The organism is Actinospica durhamensis (assembly GCF_018139695.1).
Lineage (GTDB): Bacteria > Actinomycetota > Actinomycetes > Streptomycetales > Catenulisporaceae > Actinospica > Actinospica durhamensis.
Window position 1 is genome coordinate 1 of sequence record NZ_JAGSOG010000014.1, and the last position, 15,690, is coordinate 15,690.

The window sequence follows — 15,690 nt, forward strand, 5'->3', positions numbered from 1 at the left end:
GCGGCGCGCGCAGGTACCGGCGGATGGACCGAGGACACGGCGAGGGAGGGGCGATGCGCTGGGGCGCGGGTTCGGTTTCCGGCGACGGGACGCGCACCGCGGTGCTCGCGCTGCTGGCGCGGCGCGGCCATCTGCCTTGCCTAGAGTGCGGGGATGAGCGCCAACACCAGGTCCTGGATCGGGTTCCTGTCCGACTACGGGCTGAGCGACTGCCATGTCGGGGTGTGCCACGGCGTCATCGCGACGACCGCGCCCACGGCCCGGGTGATCGACCTGTGCCACGAGGTGCCCCCCGGGGATCTGCGCCGCGGCGGCGCGCTGCTGGCCCAGGCGGCGCCGTACCTGCCGCCAGGGGTACTGCTCGCGGTGGTGGACCCGGCGACCGGGCCGGGTGCGGGGACACGGCGGCGGGCCCTGGCCGTGACCGCCGGGCGCAGCGTGCTGGTCGGGCCGGACAACGGGCTGCTGCTGCCGGCCGCGCGGGCGCTGGGCGGGGCGAGCGCGGCGTACGCCATCACCTCGCGCACGCACATGCGCCACCCGGTCTCCGCGACCTTCCGCGGCCGCGACCTGTTCGCCCCGGTGGCCGCGCACATCGCGGCCGGGCTCTCGCCCGCGGCGCTCGGGCCCGAGGTGCCGGTGGAGGCGCTGGTGCATCTGCCCGAGCCGGTGGCGCGTCTGACGGCGCATCGGCTGGAGGGCGTGGTGCTCTCGGTGGACCGCTGGGGGACGGTGCAGACCACGCTCGGCGCCGGTCTTTTCGAGGAGGCCGGGCTGCGCGTGGGCGACACGCTCACGGTGCACTGCCGGACCGGCGAGGTGCGGGTGCCCTTCGGCCGCAGCCACGCCGACGTGCGGCCGGGCGAGGCGGTGGGCTACCTGGACTCGGCCGGCCTGTTCGCGCTGGCCCGGCACACGAACTCGGCCGCGGAGGAGCTGGGGCTGCAGCCGGGCGACTCGGTCGCGGTCCGGCTCCCGACGGCGGTGGACGCGGTGCGGTAGGCGCTCGTGCCCGAGCCGGCCGGGGACGGGCGCGGCGCGGCCGGGGAACGAGTGATCTGGATCTGCACCCCGCACTGCTCCCAGGGGCTGTGCGAGGTCCGGATCCAGATCAGCGAAACGGCTCAGCGCCGAGTCTGGGCGCGCGCCCGGAACATCCTCGTACTTGGTCGTCTGTGGGTGGTTCGGGCGTGCGGCCGGGCGAAGGCCCGGCGCCGAAGGCAAGCCCCAAGGGCGCTGGGCCGTTTCGCCTGGATCCGGACCTCGCACAGCCCCTAGACTTGCCACCCGCAGGGCGGCGTCCCAACCGCCCGGAGGCGAACCCGCCACCCGCGGGCGGCGGAGGCTCGAGGGGAACCCGGAGCGTGACTGACGAGCGAGGCACGGCGCCCGGCGTGCAGCCGGAGACGGGGTCGGTCGCGACCGGGCCCGGCGTCGCGGCGGACGCGCCGGAGCGGATGCGGGTGGCCGAGGTCTTCGACGGACGCGGTCCGAACGGCGGCGTGCTGATCAAGCGCCCGGCGGTGCCGGACGCGGAGTTCGAGGCGCTGGCCCGGTATCTGACGACGGCTCCGGTGGCGCTGGCCACGACGAAGACCGCGCAGGACGAGATGTCCCCGGACGCGGGCATGGCGGTTCCGCGGGCGTATCACACGGACGGGTACTGGATCTGGCCCGCGGCGGTCGGCTACTACCTGTTCCGCTACCGGCTGCCTCCGCAGCCGGACCTGGTCGCGCACATCAGGGCCCGTGGATTCGAGGTCGGCGCGGTGCCGGAGCCGGCCAGGCAGGCCGCGGCGGCGCAGATGCTCGAGGAGCTCGCGGCGGCCCGGCAGCGCCAGCAGACCGAGCAGGCGCGCCCGGCGGCGCTGCCGCAGCCGACGCCGACGCCCGAACCGCAGCCGCAGCCGCAGGCGGCTCCTGAGAGCCCGTCAGAGCCGGAGCCGCGGCCGCAAGAGCCGCAGCCCGAACCCGCGGGCTCGCTCTGGCTGCCGGAGCCCGCCGCCGCCCCTGACGACACCGCCACCCCCGAAGCGGCTTCCGCGGCGTCCCCTGAGCCGCCCGCCGACCCGGCTCCCGAAGCCCCGGCGGCGCGGCTGCCCGACGGAGCGCGGCCGGTGGTCTCCTTCAGCCGCGCGCTGACCGAGGTCGGCAACCGGCACGCGGCGTGGGTGCTCGAGCAGATCGAGACGTTCCTGGAGTTCATGCCGGTCGACGACTGGAGCGTGGACCACGACACCCGGATCTACCGCCAGGCTGGGCGGCAGTTCACGGTGGACGCGCTCGGGCGGCTGACCGAGGACGGCCGGTGGTGGTGGGCCTGGGCCGAGCCCGAGGCGTGGTCGGCCGATCCGCGCATCACCGAGCGGGTGCGGGCGCTGTGCGAGGAGGGCCGCGAGCTCGACATCGCCGAGCTCGCCTCGCCGATCCTGGACCTGACCGTGACCGACGACGCCGACGATCCGGAGACCGCGGCGGAGATGCTGGTCTGGTGCGTCATGGGCCTGGCCGGGGCGCGCGCGTACATCGGGCACAGCCAGGGCTCCCGCGGGCGGATCTACTACCTGGCCTTCGACGAGGCGATCCCGCTGGCCGAGCCGGGTCTCGGCGACGTGCCGCAGTACCTGGCCCAGGGTGTGCTGAAGTTCGAGGAGGACGCGGCCGACTGTGTGCTCGGCTACGTCGAGCACCACGACTGGGAGTGGAGCCGCGGCGCGGACGGGATCGAGGTCAGCGCGCCGGGACTCGGCTCGTTCACGGCGGATCTGTCCGCGGACGGGGTGCTCACCGGCATCTCGCTGCACTGAGCCGCCGCGCCGCACTAAGGGCGGCGCGGCGGCTCAGTGCAGCGTCAGTCCCGCGCGGCCAGGGCGGTACGCATCGCGTCTAGGATGTCCCCGGCACGCCCGTGCACGCCCGTCATCAGCTCCACCTGGGTCACCGCCTGATGCAGCAACAGGTCACGGCCGCCGAGCACGACGGCGCCGCGCCGCGTCCAGGCCTCGGCCAGACGGGTCGGCCACGGGTGGTAGATCACGTCGAAGAGTGTGCCGACCTTGACGGGCAGGTCCTCGGCGAGTTCGTCGGCCACACCCGCCGGGGTGGTGTTGACCACGAGTTCGTACTCGGTCGCCTCGCGCGCCTGACTCCACGGCCGGGGCTGGAGCTCGAGGCCGAAGTGCTCGGCCAGCGGGGCGAACTCGGCCACCTTGGCCGGGGTGCGCGCATAGACCGCGATGGGTCCGTGCACCAGCCCGGCCAGCGCGGCCAGGGTGGAGCCGGCCGTGGCGCCGCCGCCGAGCACGGCCGCCGCGGCGACCTGCTGCACACCGCGTTCGCGCAGGGCCGCGGCCAGGCCGGGTACGTCGGTGTTCTCGCCGTGGCGCGAACCATCCGGGCCGAACACCAGGGTATTGACGGCGTTCACGGCACGGGCGGTGTCCGCTATGCCGTCGAGCAGCGGGATGACCGCGCGCTTGAGCGGCATGGTCAGCGACAGTCCGGCCCAGCTCTCGTCCAGGCCGTCGAGGAAGCCGGCCAGGCCCGCCTCGTCCACCTCGTGCCGGCCGTAGCTCCACCGCGCCAGGCCCAGACGGGCGTAGGCGGCGCGGTGGAGCAGCGGCGAGAGCGAGTGCGCGATCGGCGAGCCGAGCACGGCGGCCTGATGGGCGTTCGGGCGCATCAGTTCCCGCACAGTCCCTTGTGTGCGTTGCCCAGCGCGGCCCACTGCGTGCTGTTCGCGGCGTAGAGCACCGTGCCCTGGACCGCGCAGAAGTACAGGTCGGTCGAGTCGGTCGGGTTCAGCGCCGCCTGCAGGGTGGTCTGGTCGACGCTGTCGATCGGACCCGGCGGCAGGCCCTTGATGCCGAAGACGCTGGTGTTGTACGGGTTGGTGGTGTCCTTGTTGTCCGGCACGGTCGTGGTCTCGCCCATGCCGTAGAGCGTGGTGGTGTCGAAGCCGAGGTGCGCGAAGTCCGCGGTGTCCTTGAGCCGGTGGTAGATCACGCCCGCGATCTTGCCCAGGTCCTTGGTGTCGGTGCCGGCCTCGGCCCGCGCCATGGAGGCGACGATCAGGACCTGGTAGGGCGTCAGGTTCATCCCGCCGGCCGACTTGGCCTTGGTGGTCAGGCCGAGCGCGTCGAACATGTCCAGCTGCTTGTCGATCATCGCCTTGACGAGCGAGGTCGGGTCCTTGTAGTCGGGCAGCTGGTAGGTGCCGGTGAACAGCAGGCCCTCGACGTTGGCGAAGGGGAAGTTCTTGCCGGTCTTGGCCGTGGCCCAGCTCGGCAGGTCCACCTTGCCGCTGCCGATCGCGGCCAGGATCCGCGCCTGGGTCCAGCCCGTCTTCTGCTCGAGGTCGAGGAAGACGTCCGAGGCGCGCTCGCCGGGGCGTACCAGCAGCTGGGACTTGTTGTAGACGTTGTTGGTGTCCAGCAGCGCGTTGACCGCGGCGGCCGCGCTCATCTCCTTGTGCAGCAGGTAGGTGTTGGCCTGGATGCTGCCGCACTTGGGATTGGCCTCGCAGGCCTTGGTGAAGGCGCGCTGGCTCTTGACGACGTCGTCGTTGTACAGCAGCGCGCCGATGGCGGTGCCGCCGGAGTTGTCGGGTATCTGGACCACGACGGTGGCCGCGATGCCGGTGGTGGAGGTGAAGTCGGCGGGCGGCCCGTACTTCGACTCGTAGTACTTCCAGCCGTAGACAACGCCGCCGCCCAGGATTCCGGCCAGGACGCTGAAGGCCACGAAGACCGCGAGGCAGCTCTTGCGCTTGCGCCCCGGCTGGTCGCCGTCGCCGCGCTTGCCGCCGCCGGACCCGCCGCCGTCGGAGTCGGAGCGCTCGGGGGTCAGCAGGCCGATGCGGTCGCCGCGCTCACCGCGCTCCCCGAGGCCGGGCTGCTCGGCCTCGGCGCGACGGCGGCCGCCGCGGGCCGGGTAGTCGTACCCTTCCTCGCCCTCGGCCAGCTCGGACAGGTCGCCGTAGGGGTCGCGCACGCCGCGCGGGTCACGCGGATCGCGGGCCTCGCGCGGGTCCCTGGGGTCGCGCGGGTCGCGGTCGCGCGGTTCGGCGTACGGGTCGGCCGGCGGTCCGGAACGCCGGCGGGATCCGGCCGGGGCGCCGGGAGCGGCGCCCGCGCCGGTCGGGTAGCCGCCCGAGGCGTAGTTCTGGGTCTGGGCGCCGTAGCCGCCGGTCTCGTAGCCGCCCGAGCCGTAGGAGCCGGTGTCGTAGCCGGCCTGCGGGCTCTGCGGGCTCTGCGGGCTCTGCGGGCTCTGGGGGTAGCCGTCGTAGCCCAGCCGCGGCTGCTGGCCGGTGGTGTACTGCTGGCGCGGCGCGGCGTACCCGCCGGTGTCGTAGCCGCCCGCGTCGTACGAGCCGCCGTCGTACCCGCCGGTGTCGTAGCCGCCCGAGGCGTAGCCCTGTCCCGGCTGGGCCGGCTGACCCGGCTGGACGTACGGGTTCTGCGACGGCGGCTGCGCCCGCTGCTGCCGGTAGCGCGGATCCTGCGGCGGCTGCGCCGGACGCGGGCCGCGGTTGCCCTGCGGCGGCTGCGGCTGCTGCTGCGGGGGCTGCTGCGGCTGCTGGGGAGCCTGCGGCTGCTGGGCCGGTTGCTGCGGGTAGTCGTAGTACTGCGCCGCAGGCTGCTGGCCGGTCTGTCCGTACGAGGGGTATCCGGGGTTTTGCGGAGGGTTGCTGTAGTCGAGCGGGGGGCGGTTCCAATCGTCCTGCGCCTGTGCGTAGGGATCCGGCTCCTGCGGATAGCCGTACCAGCCGCCGTCGCTCATTCGCTCTCCTTCACGGGGGCCGCCGCGTGCGGCGAGGTGCCCTGCTCCAGGGCGACCAGGGTACCGGGCGCGGTGCCCGAACCGCGCTCGATGTCGAGGGCGTTCTGCAGGATCACCACCGCGGCGGCCTGATCCACCACCGCACGGCTCTTGCGCCCGCGCACACCCGACTCGCGTAGTCCACGTGTCGCCGTCACGGTTGTCAACCGCTCGTCGACCATTCGCACCGGAATGGGGTGGATTTTCCCGACGATGCGGTCGGCGAACGCCCGTGCCTTGGCCGCCGCCGGGCCCTCGGCGCCGGAGAGCGAACGGGGCAGACCGACCACGATCTCGACGGCACCGTACTCGTGCGCCAGTTCGACGATCCGGGCCACGTCGCCGTCCCCGGCCGAGACGGTCTCGACCGGAGTGGCCAAGCGCCCCTCGGGGTCACACACGGCCACCCCGATGCGTACCGCGCCCACATCCACACCGAGTCTTCTGCCCGCTCTCACACCTGCTCCGTTCCAGATCCAACCCGACATACGGGTACACGCACCCGCACACCGTCAGGGTTCAGCCTCGCACGAACGAGGCCCGCACGCTTGGCGGACGGGCCTCGGGGATGACACCACCCCGGCGCCGCGAGGCTCTTGGGGACACGGTTTTCGTCCCCAAGATTCTCCGCCGAGCAAGCTGTGGTCTACATGATCGTGCTGAGGTGATGGCTTTCTGCTTACACTCCCGCGATCTGACGGCGGACCGCCTCGAGCGCGTCGTCCAGCGCCGCGGCGTTGGTGCCGCCGCCCTGCGCGATGTCGTCCTTGCCGCCACCGCCGCCGCCGAGGGTCTGGGCCGCGGTGCGGGCCAGCGCGCCGGCCTTGTGGCCCTGCTCGCGGGCCGCCTCACTGGCCGTCACCACGACCACGGGGCGCTCGCCGGCGACCGCGGCCACGGCGACCACGCTGGGGCGCGAGCCGAGTCGGGCGCGCACGTCGAGGGCGAGCTTGCGCAGGTCGTCCGGGCCGGTGCCGTCGGGCGCGCGGTGGGCGACGTAGGACACGCCGTGCACGTCGACGGGGTTGGCGGCGAGCTCGGCGGCCACCGCGAGCACCTGTCCGGCGCGCAGCGCGGCGATCTCCTTCTCCGCGTCGCGCAGCTTGCCGATGATGCCGCTGATGCGCTCGGGCAGCTCCTCCGGCCGCGCCTTGACCGCCTCGGCGATCTGGGCCAGCAGCACGTGCTCGCGGGCCAGGAAGCCGTAGGCGTCGGCGCCCACGAGCGCCTCGACCCGGCGCACGCCGGCACCGATGGAGGACTCGTGCAGCAGCTTGACCAGGCCGAGCCGGCCGGTGTTGTCCACGTGGGTGCCGCCGCACAGCTCGTGCGCCCACTCGCCCACCGAGACCACCCGGACCCGGTCGCCGTACTTCTCGCCGAACAGCGCCATCGCGCCCATGGCCTTGGCCTCGGGCTGCGACATGATCTGCGCGGTCACCGCGAGGTCGTCGATGAGCACCTCGTTGACCAGCTGCTCGGCGTCGGCCAGGACGGAGTGCGGCACGGCCTGCGGGTGGGCGAAGTCGAAGCGGAAGCGGCCGGGCGAGTTCTCCGAGCCGGCCTGGGTCGCGGTGTCGCCGAGCAGCTGCCGGAAGGCCTTGTGCACCATGTGCGTCGCGGTGTGGGCGCGGGAGATGGCGACCCGGCGGGCCACGTCCACCACGGCCTCGGCGGACTGACCCGCCGTCACCTCGCCGTCGCGCACCACGGCCCGGTGCACGATCAGGTCGCCGACCGGCTTCTGCACGTCCACGACCTCGATCAGCGCGCCGTTGCCGAGCCGGATCAGGCCCTGGTCGGCGAGCTGGCCGCCGCCCTCGGCGTAGAACGGGGTGCGGTCGAGCACGAGCTCGATCTCCTGGCCGCTGACCGCGCTGCCGGCCACCGCGCCGTCCACCAGCAGGCCGCGGATCAGGGCCTCGCTGGTGGTCTCCCGGTAGCCGGTGAACTCCGGGGTGCCGGCGACGTCGAGCAGCTCGCGGTAGGCCGAGACGTCCACGTGGCCGGTCTTCTTGGCCTTGGCGTCGGCCTTGGCGTTGGCCTTCTGCTGGGCCATCAGCCGGCGGAAGCCCTCCTCGTCCACGGACAGGCCCTGCTCGGCCGCCATCTCGAGGGTCAGGTCGATCGGGAAGCCGAAGGTGTCGTGCAGCTGGAAGGCCTCGGCCGCGTTCACCCGGTCTGCGCCGGCGGACTTGGCCGCGGCGATGGCGTTGTCCAGGATGCCGGTGCCGGTGCGCAGCGTCTGCAGGAACGCGGTCTCCTCACCGGTGGCCACGGCCAGGATGCGCTTGGCGTCGGTGACCAGCTCGGGGTACTGCGGGCCCATCGCGTCGATCGCGACGGTGATCAGCGCCGCCACGGTGGGCGCGGCGGAGCCGAGCAGGCGCATGTTGCGGATCGCCCGGCGCATGATCCGGCGCAGCACGTAGCCGCGGCCCTCGTTGCCGGGGATGACGCCGTCGCCGATGAGCATCAGGGCCGTGCGGATGTGGTCGGTGACCACGCGCAGCGCCACGTCCGTCTTGTGGTCCTTGCCGTAGCCGGTGCCGGTCAGCTCGGCTGCCTTGTCCAGGATCATCCGGGACGTGTCGATCTCGTAGAGGTTGTCCACACCCTGCAGGATCGCGGCGAGGCGCTCGAGGCCGAGGCCGGTGTCGATGTTCTTGGCGGGCAGGTCGCCGAGGATCTCGAAGTCGTCCTTGCCGGTGCCCTCGCCCCGCTCGAACTGCATGAAGACCAGGTTCCAGATCTCCAGGTAGCGCTCGCCGTTGACGGCCGGGCCGCCCTCCTCGCCGTAGGCGGGGCCGCGGTCGTAGTTGATCTCGGAGCACGGTCCGCACGGCCCGGGCACGCCCATGGACCAGAAGTTGTCCTTCTTGCCCAGGCGCTGGATCCGCTCGGCCGGGACCCCGATCTTGGTGTTCCAGATCTCGAAGGCCTCGTCGTCGTCCAGGTAGACGGTGATCCACAGCCGGTCCGGCTCGAGGCCGTAGCCGCCCTCGGCGACCGGGGCGGTCAGCAGCTCCCAGGCGAAGGTGATCGCACCTTCCTTGAAGTAGTCCCCGAAGGAGAAGTTGCCGCACATCTGGAAGAAGGAGCCGTGCCGGGTGGTCTTGCCGACCTCCTCGATGTCGAGGGTGCGCACGCACTTCTGCACGCTGGTGGCGCGCGGCGCGGGCGGGGGCTCCTCGGCCAGGAAGTAGGGCTTGAACGGCACCATCCCCGCGTTGACCAGCAGCAGCGTCGGGTCGGAGGCGATGAGCGAGGCGGAGGGGATCTCGGTGTGTCCGCGCTTGACGAAGAAGTCGATCCAGCGGCGGCGGATCTCTGCGGAGTCCATGGTCGAACTACCTCTCGCTCACATCTCTAGACGTTCACCGGTCTGCGGGCAGCCGTGCTGCCGCACCCATTCTTCCAGCCGCGGCGGGGCGCTCGGGACCGCGCCGGCCGCGGCCGCGGCTCGCCGGGCGCCGCGACGGGACCCGGCCGCGTGGCACCGGGCGCACGGCCGGTCAGCGGCCGCCGGTCTCCTGGTCCTTGGCGTCCACGCCGAGCACGTGGTAGAGCTCGAATTCGCGCTCGGCGGCGGCGGAGCGCACGTCCTCGGCGAAGTCCTGCCAGGCCGAGGTGACCCGGCCGGGCACGCCCGAGGCCGAGTCGGCCAGGCTGGAGGGGGCCAGCTTCTTCGCGGCCTTGGAGACCTTGGCGGCCACCATCACGCCCGCGCCCGCCCCGAGGGCGGCCCAGAACACCCGCTTGACCATGTCGCTCAGCCCTTCCGCGTCTTGCGGGCGGCCTTGATCTCCGACTTGACCCGCTTCTCCACATCCGCCCGGCGGCGGCTGGCCAGAGCCGAGCGCACGCCGTAGGAGAAGGCCGCCGCCTTGATCATCGGCCCGCCCACGGTGGCCGAGAAGGTGGAGGCGAGCGCGGAGGCGTTGGTGGAGATGTTCGAGACGTTGTCGGTGATCACGTCCACCTTGCCCAGCTGCTGATTCGTCGTCACCACGGTGGTGGTGATCTCGGTCAGCAGCGGCGCGGTCTTCTCCCCGATGCCCGCCACCAGTTCCCTGGTCTCCTTGAGCACCTGGGCCAGGCGCAGCAGGACCACGCACAGGAACACCACCCCGATCGCGAAGAAGATCGCGAAAATCAGTCCGACGACTGCTCCTGCCGACACGTGGGATCCGTCCCTTCGCTCACACCCGAGTGGGATTGCCGTCTGAAATCCCCCGAGGGACCAGACCCGCTAGACGATATCGCGTCCCGGGGCGCCGACGCGGTCAGGCCTCGCGGACCCGGGCGACGGCGGATGCGGGCGGCGGCGCATCGGGGGCGCGGGGGCCGAAGTACCCTGACGCCATGGGGAGAGTCTTCGTTCAGGAATTCGACGACGAGCTCTGGCAGTATTCGGGTTCGCCGTATCCGCCGGCGGCGCGTCTGGCGGGCGGCGGGCCGCCCACCGTGCTGGGCTTCGGGCCCGACCGGCGGGCGCGGGCGGTCGCCTTCCATCCGCCGCAGTCCGCGCCGTACCTGGTGCTCAGCCGGATGCAGGAGACGGCCGAGCTGATCAACGCACTGGATTCGCCGTGCGCCGCCCGGCACTTCGAGATCGGCGAGGGGGCCGGCGGACGGCTGTGGGTGGCGGCCGAGTACGTGCCGGGCCCGCCGCTGCCGGAGGCGGTTGAGCGGTTCGGGCCGCTCTCGCGCGAGGGCGTCCGGCATCTGGCCCGTGGGCTGATCGAGCTGACCGGACGACTGCACGAGGCCGGGCTGGCCGGGCGCGGGCTCGAACCGGCCGATCTCGTGCTCGGCCGGACCGGGCCGGTGCTGGTCGACCCGGGATTCGCGCGGGTGGAGGGCACCGGCGGGCGGATCGAGACGGGCGGCGAGTTCGAGTCCTGGGACTGGTGCCTCGCCGACGACGTGCGCGCGCTCGGGGCGGTGCTCTACCTCGCGGTCACCGGGCGCCCTGCCTTCCACGGCTGCGGCGACATCCTCAGCCCGGCCGTGGGCGCGTGCCCCAGCGCGCTGCGCGAGCCGATCGAGGCCAGCCAGCGGGCCCGGCCCGAGTCCCGGCCGAGCCTGGCCGAGCTGGCCCGGGCGGCGGACGAGGGCTGGGCGGGCGCCTCGCTCTCGGCGCACTGGCTGGAAGAGCCCTGGCAGTCCCCGGAGGTGCTGCGGGACGTCAACGCGCGGGCGCAGGAAGTGGACGGGCTGCGCCGGCGGTTCCTCGACCGGGAGATCATCGCGGCCGCGGCCGCGCCGTCCCTGCACGGGGTGCGCCGCGGCGAGGTGCGCTGGACGGGCCCGGGCACCGCGGCCGACCCCGAGGGACCGGCCGCGCTGGCCCGGCGGGCGCTGCGCGGCGCCTGGCGCACCCTTGCGACCAGCCGACGGCAATGGCACGATCGGCAGGCCGAGCACCGGTGAGCCGTGGGGGGAGCCGGGCCGGCGCCGAACATCGTGTTCTCGATCACCGGGGAGTGGGGTCAATGCCTGTCCGCGCGCACATCGTACCGGGCCGCCGACAGTCCTGACGCAGCAGGCGGCATGTCCGTGCTCTCACATGCCACAGAAGGACTTCAAGAGTGGACTTCTACGTCCAGCAGCACGCGCGCACCCTCGTTCTGCGCAGCCCGGTGCACACGCGCACCGGGCCTTTCGTCGCCCGGTTCAACCCGGACTGGGCCAATCCCATGGCCAACTACGCCATCCCGGACGACCACGCCGAGCCGACCGCCGAGGACATACGTGCACTGATCCAGGTCTTCCTGGACCGGGACCGGCTGCCGCGTCTGGAGTTCCTGCCCAGTTGCGCGCCCGCGGTCGAGCCGGCGCTGCGCACGGCCGGGTTCGAGGTGGAGAACCGGGCGCCGCTGATGGCCTGTCCGCCCGGGGACCTGACCGCGCCGAGGACGGTGCCAGGCCTTGAGCTGTTCGAACCGCGCACCGACGAGGACCTGTTCGCGCTCGCGACGGTGCAGCACTACGCCTACGGGGAGCCGGGCGAGCCCGACCGCCACGCGGTCGCGCGCCTGCGCCGCACCTACGAGAACGGCGGCCTGGTCCTGCTGGCCGTGCTGGACGGGCAGCCTGCGGGCGGCGGCTCCTGCTCGAGTCCGGTCGACGGCCTGACCGAACTGGCCGGCGTCGCGGTGGCCGAGGGCCTGCGCCGGCGCGGGGTGGGCGCCGCCGTCGCCGCCCGGCTGACCGAGCTCGCCTTCGAACGCGGGTTCCGGCTGCCCTGGCTGGAGCCCTCGGGCGAGGAGAGCGAGCGGGTCTACGCGGGCATCGGCTACCGGACCATCGGCGAGAAGCTCAACATCTCGCTGCCGGGAGGCGCACCGCTCGGCTGAGCTCCCGGCGCCCCGCCTTGACCCCACCGTACGGTGTACGACCCGGACGTACGCTGTGCGGTGGGCTCCCGGCGCGGGAAGGTTTTCGATTCTGTCGAGGGCTTCTGCAAGGATGTCCTGCGAAAGTAGGAGACCCACATGCACTTGGCCCGTTACAAGTCCGTCCTCGACCTGCCCGGCATGAAGTCGTTCATGCTGGTCGCGCTGATCGCCCGAATACCCGGGACGGCCTGGACCACCGCGCTGACGCTGAGCGTCGTGCTCGACCGGCACCTGAGCTACGCCGCGGCCGGCGCCGCCACGGCCATGTTCACCGTCGGGCTCGCGGTCGGCTCGCCGCTGCTGGGCAGGATGATCGACCGGCGCGGCCCGCGGCCGGTGCTGCTGGTCACGGGCGTGGTCTCGCTGCTGTTCTGGAACCTGGTGCCGGTGCTGCCCTACCCGGCGCTGCTGCCCTGCGCGGTGGTGTGCGGCGCGCTGCAGGTGCCGATCATGACGCTGGTGCGCCAGTCGGTGGCGCAGCGGGTGCCGGAGTCGGTGCGCCGCCAGGCGTACTCGCTGGACTCGATGGCCGTGGAGCTCTCGTTCATGGTCGGCCCCGCGCTCGCGGTGCTGGCGATCACCTCGCTCGGCGAGGCCACCTCCACCCTGCGCGTGGTCGGCTTCGGCATCGCGGGCGGCGCGGCGGTGTTCTACGCGTACTCCAAGCGGCAGGAGAGCGCCGGGCGCACCGGTCTCGCGCGCGAGACCGCGGCCGGGGCGGACGAGCCGGAGGCCAAGCCGCACTGGCTGGCGCCGAGCTTCCTGCTGATCCTGGCCGTGTGCACGGCCTGCTGCGTCATCCTGTCCTCGACCGACGTGGCCATCGTCGCGGTGCTGCGCGGGCACGGGCAGATCGCCTGGGCCGGCGTGGTGGTGATGGCGTGGTGCGCCGCCTCGCTGGTGGGCGGCTTCGTGCACGGCGCGCTGCCCCGGCCGGTGCCGATGGGCGTGCTCCTGCTGCTGCTCGGCGCCCTGAGCGTGCCGGTGGGCCTGGCCGGCACCTGGTGGGTGCTGTGCCTCGCGGTCATCCCGGCCGGCCTGGCCTGCGCCCCGACCATCTCCTCCACCGTGGACGCGGTCAGCCGGGCGGTGCCCCCGTCCCGGCGCGGCCAGGCCATGGGCCTGCACGCGGCCGCGCTCACCGTCGGCAGCGCGATCGGCGCCCCGGTGATCGGCGTGGTCATCGACGGCTCCGGCCCGGCCTGGGGCATGGCCGCGGTCGGCCTGCTCGGCTGCGCGGTCGCGCTGATCGCCCTGGTGGCCACCCGCCGCGTCAACGCGGCGGCGGCGCGCACGGTGCGGATCGAGGCCCCGGCGGAGATCGTGCTCGAGCGGGCCGCCTGAGACCGGGGCCTTGAGCACGGCGCCCGAGCGCACGGCCTCTGGCGGACGGAGCCGTCCGGCCCTTACCTTTCTCGGATGCGATCCGACCCAGCGGTAACCTCCGACCCGATCCAGCCGGCGAGCCGGCTCGCCGCCCGCCCCGTCGCGGGCGCGCTGCGCACGGCCCTGGCCGTGCTCGCGCTGGTGGCGCTCGTGGTCGGCTACGACCGGGACGTGCACACCGGCGACGCGGTGAACTTCTTCTTCTACTTCACCGACCTGTCCAACCTGTTCGGCGCCGCGCTGCTGCTGCTCGGCGGCCGGGCGCTGCTGCGGGGCCGGGCCGGGGTGCCCGACCTGGTGCGGGGCGCGGCCGTGCTCTACCTGATCATCACGGGGCTGGTGTACTGGACTCTGCTGGCCGGGCAGGCCACCGCGGCCACGATCACCTGGCAGAACGACATCGTGCACGCGGTGATGCCGTGCGCCCTGGTGCTCGACTGGCTGCTGCTGCCCCCGGCCGCGCGGCTGGGCTACGGCAGGGCCTCGCGCTGGCTCGTCTTCCCGGTGCTCTACCTGGCCGTCTCGCTCATCCGCGGGCCGCTGGTGCACTGGTGGCCGTACGGGTTCCTCGACCCGCGCAAGCCGGGCGGGTACATGCACGTCACGACCTGGTCGCTGATCGTCACGACCGTGTTCGTGGTCTTCATGGCGCTGGTCGTGCTGGCGGGCAATCAGTTCTCTTCGCGGCGCTCGGATTCCGCCGCCGGCTCGGGCGACGCGTCGGCCTCGCCGGAGCCGAGCAGCGAGCGCAACTTCTCCACCCGGTCGGCATAGCGCTCCTCGACGCCGTGCCGGGTGGGGCGGTAGTACCGCTTGCCGTGCACGGCGTCGGGCGCGTACTGCTGCGCGGCCACCGCGTTCGGCAGGTCGTGCGGGTAGACGTAGCCCTGGCCGTGCCCGAGCTTGCCCGCGCCCTGGTAGTGGCTGTCGCGCAGGTGCGGCGGCACCGGCCCGGCCAGGCCCGCGCGCACGTCGGCCAGGGCGGCGTCGATAGCCAGGTAGGCCGCGTTCGACTTGGGGGCCGCGGCCAGCGCGATCACGGCCTGCGCCAGCGAGATGCGGGCCTCGGGCCAGCCGATGAAGGACACCGCCTGCATCGCCGCGACCGCGGTCTGCAGCGCGGACGGGTCGGCCAGGCCGATGTCCTCGCTGGCCGAGATGACCAGGCGGCGGGCGATGAAGCGCGGGTCCTCCCCCGCCTCGACCATCCGGGCCAGGTAGTGCAGCGCGGCGTCCACGTCCGAGCCGCGGATCGACTTGATCAGCGCCGAGGCCACGTCGTAGTGCTGGTCCCCGTCCCGGTCGTAGCGCACCGCGGCGCGGTCCAGCGCCTGCTCCAGGATCGCCACGGTGATCTCGTCCGAGCCGCTGTCCTTGGCCGCGCCAGCGCCCGCCTCCAGCGCCGTCAGCGCGCGCCGGGCGTCGCCGCCGGCCAGCCGCAGCAGCTGCGCCCGGGCGTCCTCGGCCAGGGTGACCGTGCCGGCCAGGCCGCGCTGCTCGACCAGCGCCCGGTCGATCAGGGAGCTGGTGTCGTCCTCGTCCAGCTGCTCGAGCGTGAGCAGCAGCGAACGGGACATCAGCGGGGAGATCACGGAGAAGTACGGGTTCTCGGTGGTGGCCGCGATCAGGGTGACGGTGCGGTTCTCCACCGCGGGCAGCAGCGAGTCCTGCTGCGCCTTGGAGAAGCGGTGGATCTCGTCCAGGAACAGCACGGTCTCCCGCTCGTACCCGGCGAGCTGGTTGCGCGCCTCCTCCAGCGCCGCGCGCACCTCCTTGACCCCGGCCGTGATCGCGGACAGCTCCAGGAAGTGCCGGTCGGTGCTGCGGGCCACCACGTGCGCCAGGGTGGTCTTGCCGGTGCCGGGCGGCCCCCACAGGATCACCGAGGCCGGCACGGCCCGGGACTGCGGCGAGGAGTCGACCAGGCGGCGCAGCGGGGATCCCGGCCGCAGCAGCTTGCGCTGGCCGACCACCTCGTCCAGCGTGCGCGGGCGCATCCGGGCGGCGAGCGGGGCGCGCGCGGCCTGGTGCTCGCGGTTCGCGTAGTCGAAGAGGCTGTCAGCGGGCATGTCCCGAGCCT

The 15,690-nt window shown here is 73.3% G+C and carries 13 protein-coding genes; 6 read left to right on the forward strand and 7 right to left on the reverse strand.

The genetic code is table 11. The annotated features are described in order from the left end of the window. The first annotated feature begins 153 nt into the window (after positions 1–153). Both KDL01_RS05100 and KDL01_RS05105 read left to right on the forward strand, forming a co-directional pair. The gene (locus KDL01_RS05100; protein ID WP_212527151.1) at positions 154–1,002 is read left to right on the forward strand and encodes an SAM hydrolase/SAM-dependent halogenase family protein; all 849 of its coding nucleotides are present in this window, start codon (positions 154–156) and stop codon (positions 1,000–1,002) included. 362 nt (positions 1,003–1,364) lie between these two features. Beyond that, positions 1,365–2,807: a DUF6882 domain-containing protein gene (locus KDL01_RS05105; RefSeq protein WP_212527152.1), complete on the forward strand. Its 1,443-nt coding sequence runs from the start codon at positions 1,365–1,367 to the stop codon at positions 2,805–2,807. Positions 2,808–2,851: 44 nt separating this feature from the next. On the opposite strand, the gene KDL01_RS05110 is transcribed toward KDL01_RS05105, so the two are convergent. From KDL01_RS05110 to KDL01_RS05135, 6 genes are all read right to left on the reverse strand, one after another. Then, entirely contained in the window at positions 2,852–3,682 is an 831-nt protein-coding gene (locus KDL01_RS05110; RefSeq protein WP_212527200.1) for a shikimate dehydrogenase, read from the reverse strand. Then, complete coding sequence (gene mltG / locus KDL01_RS05115) at positions 3,682–5,781, reverse strand: endolytic transglycosylase MltG (protein WP_212527153.1); 2,100 nt, start codon at positions 5,779–5,781, stop codon at positions 3,682–3,684. The genes KDL01_RS05110 and mltG overlap by 1 nt, the downstream gene beginning before the upstream one ends. Then, entirely contained in the window at positions 5,778–6,308 is a 531-nt protein-coding gene (gene ruvX / locus KDL01_RS05120; RefSeq protein WP_212527154.1) for a Holliday junction resolvase RuvX, read from the reverse strand. The genes mltG and ruvX overlap by 4 nt, the downstream gene beginning before the upstream one ends. A 191-nt stretch (positions 6,309–6,499) precedes the next feature. After that, complete coding sequence (alaS, locus tag KDL01_RS05125) at positions 6,500–9,163, reverse strand: alanine--tRNA ligase (RefSeq protein WP_212527155.1); 2,664 nt, start codon at positions 9,161–9,163, stop codon at positions 6,500–6,502. Positions 9,164–9,335: 172 nt separating this feature from the next. Next, the gene (locus KDL01_RS05130) at positions 9,336–9,587 is read right to left on the reverse strand and encodes a hypothetical protein (protein ID WP_212527156.1); all 252 of its coding nucleotides are present in this window, start codon (positions 9,585–9,587) and stop codon (positions 9,336–9,338) included. 5 nt (positions 9,588–9,592) lie between these two features. Further along, positions 9,593–10,003: a DUF948 domain-containing protein gene (locus tag KDL01_RS05135; protein ID WP_212527157.1), complete on the reverse strand. Its 411-nt coding sequence runs from the start codon at positions 10,001–10,003 to the stop codon at positions 9,593–9,595. Between the two features lie 182 nt (positions 10,004–10,185). Between KDL01_RS05135 and KDL01_RS05140 the strand changes: the two genes are divergently transcribed. The 4 genes from KDL01_RS05140 (at position 10,186) to KDL01_RS05155 (ending at position 14,384) form a co-directional block, all read left to right on the forward strand. Next, positions 10,186–11,256: a serine/threonine-protein kinase gene (locus KDL01_RS05140; RefSeq protein ID WP_212527158.1), complete on the forward strand. Its 1,071-nt coding sequence runs from the start codon at positions 10,186–10,188 to the stop codon at positions 11,254–11,256. Between the two features lie 158 nt (positions 11,257–11,414). Continuing rightward, on the forward strand, positions 11,415–12,182 hold the full coding sequence (locus KDL01_RS45105) for a GNAT family N-acetyltransferase (protein ID WP_212527159.1): 768 nt from the start codon (positions 11,415–11,417) through the stop codon (positions 12,180–12,182). A 138-nt stretch (positions 12,183–12,320) separates the two neighbouring features. Continuing rightward, on the forward strand, positions 12,321–13,568 hold the full coding sequence (locus KDL01_RS05150; protein WP_212527160.1) for an MFS transporter: 1,248 nt from the start codon (positions 12,321–12,323) through the stop codon (positions 13,566–13,568). A 75-nt stretch (positions 13,569–13,643) separates the two neighbouring features. Next, positions 13,644–14,384 (forward strand): Pr6Pr family membrane protein, encoded by a 741-nt coding sequence (locus KDL01_RS05155; protein WP_212527161.1) that lies wholly within the window; start codon positions 13,644–13,646, stop codon positions 14,382–14,384. On the opposite strand, the gene KDL01_RS05160 is transcribed toward KDL01_RS05155, so the two are convergent. Next, positions 14,282–15,679, reverse strand: a complete 1,398-nt coding sequence (locus KDL01_RS05160; RefSeq protein WP_212527162.1) for a replication-associated recombination protein A — start codon at positions 15,677–15,679, stop codon at positions 14,282–14,284. The two genes, KDL01_RS05155 and KDL01_RS05160, sit on opposite strands and share 103 nt — an antisense overlap. Positions 15,680–15,690 lie beyond the last annotated feature (11 nt).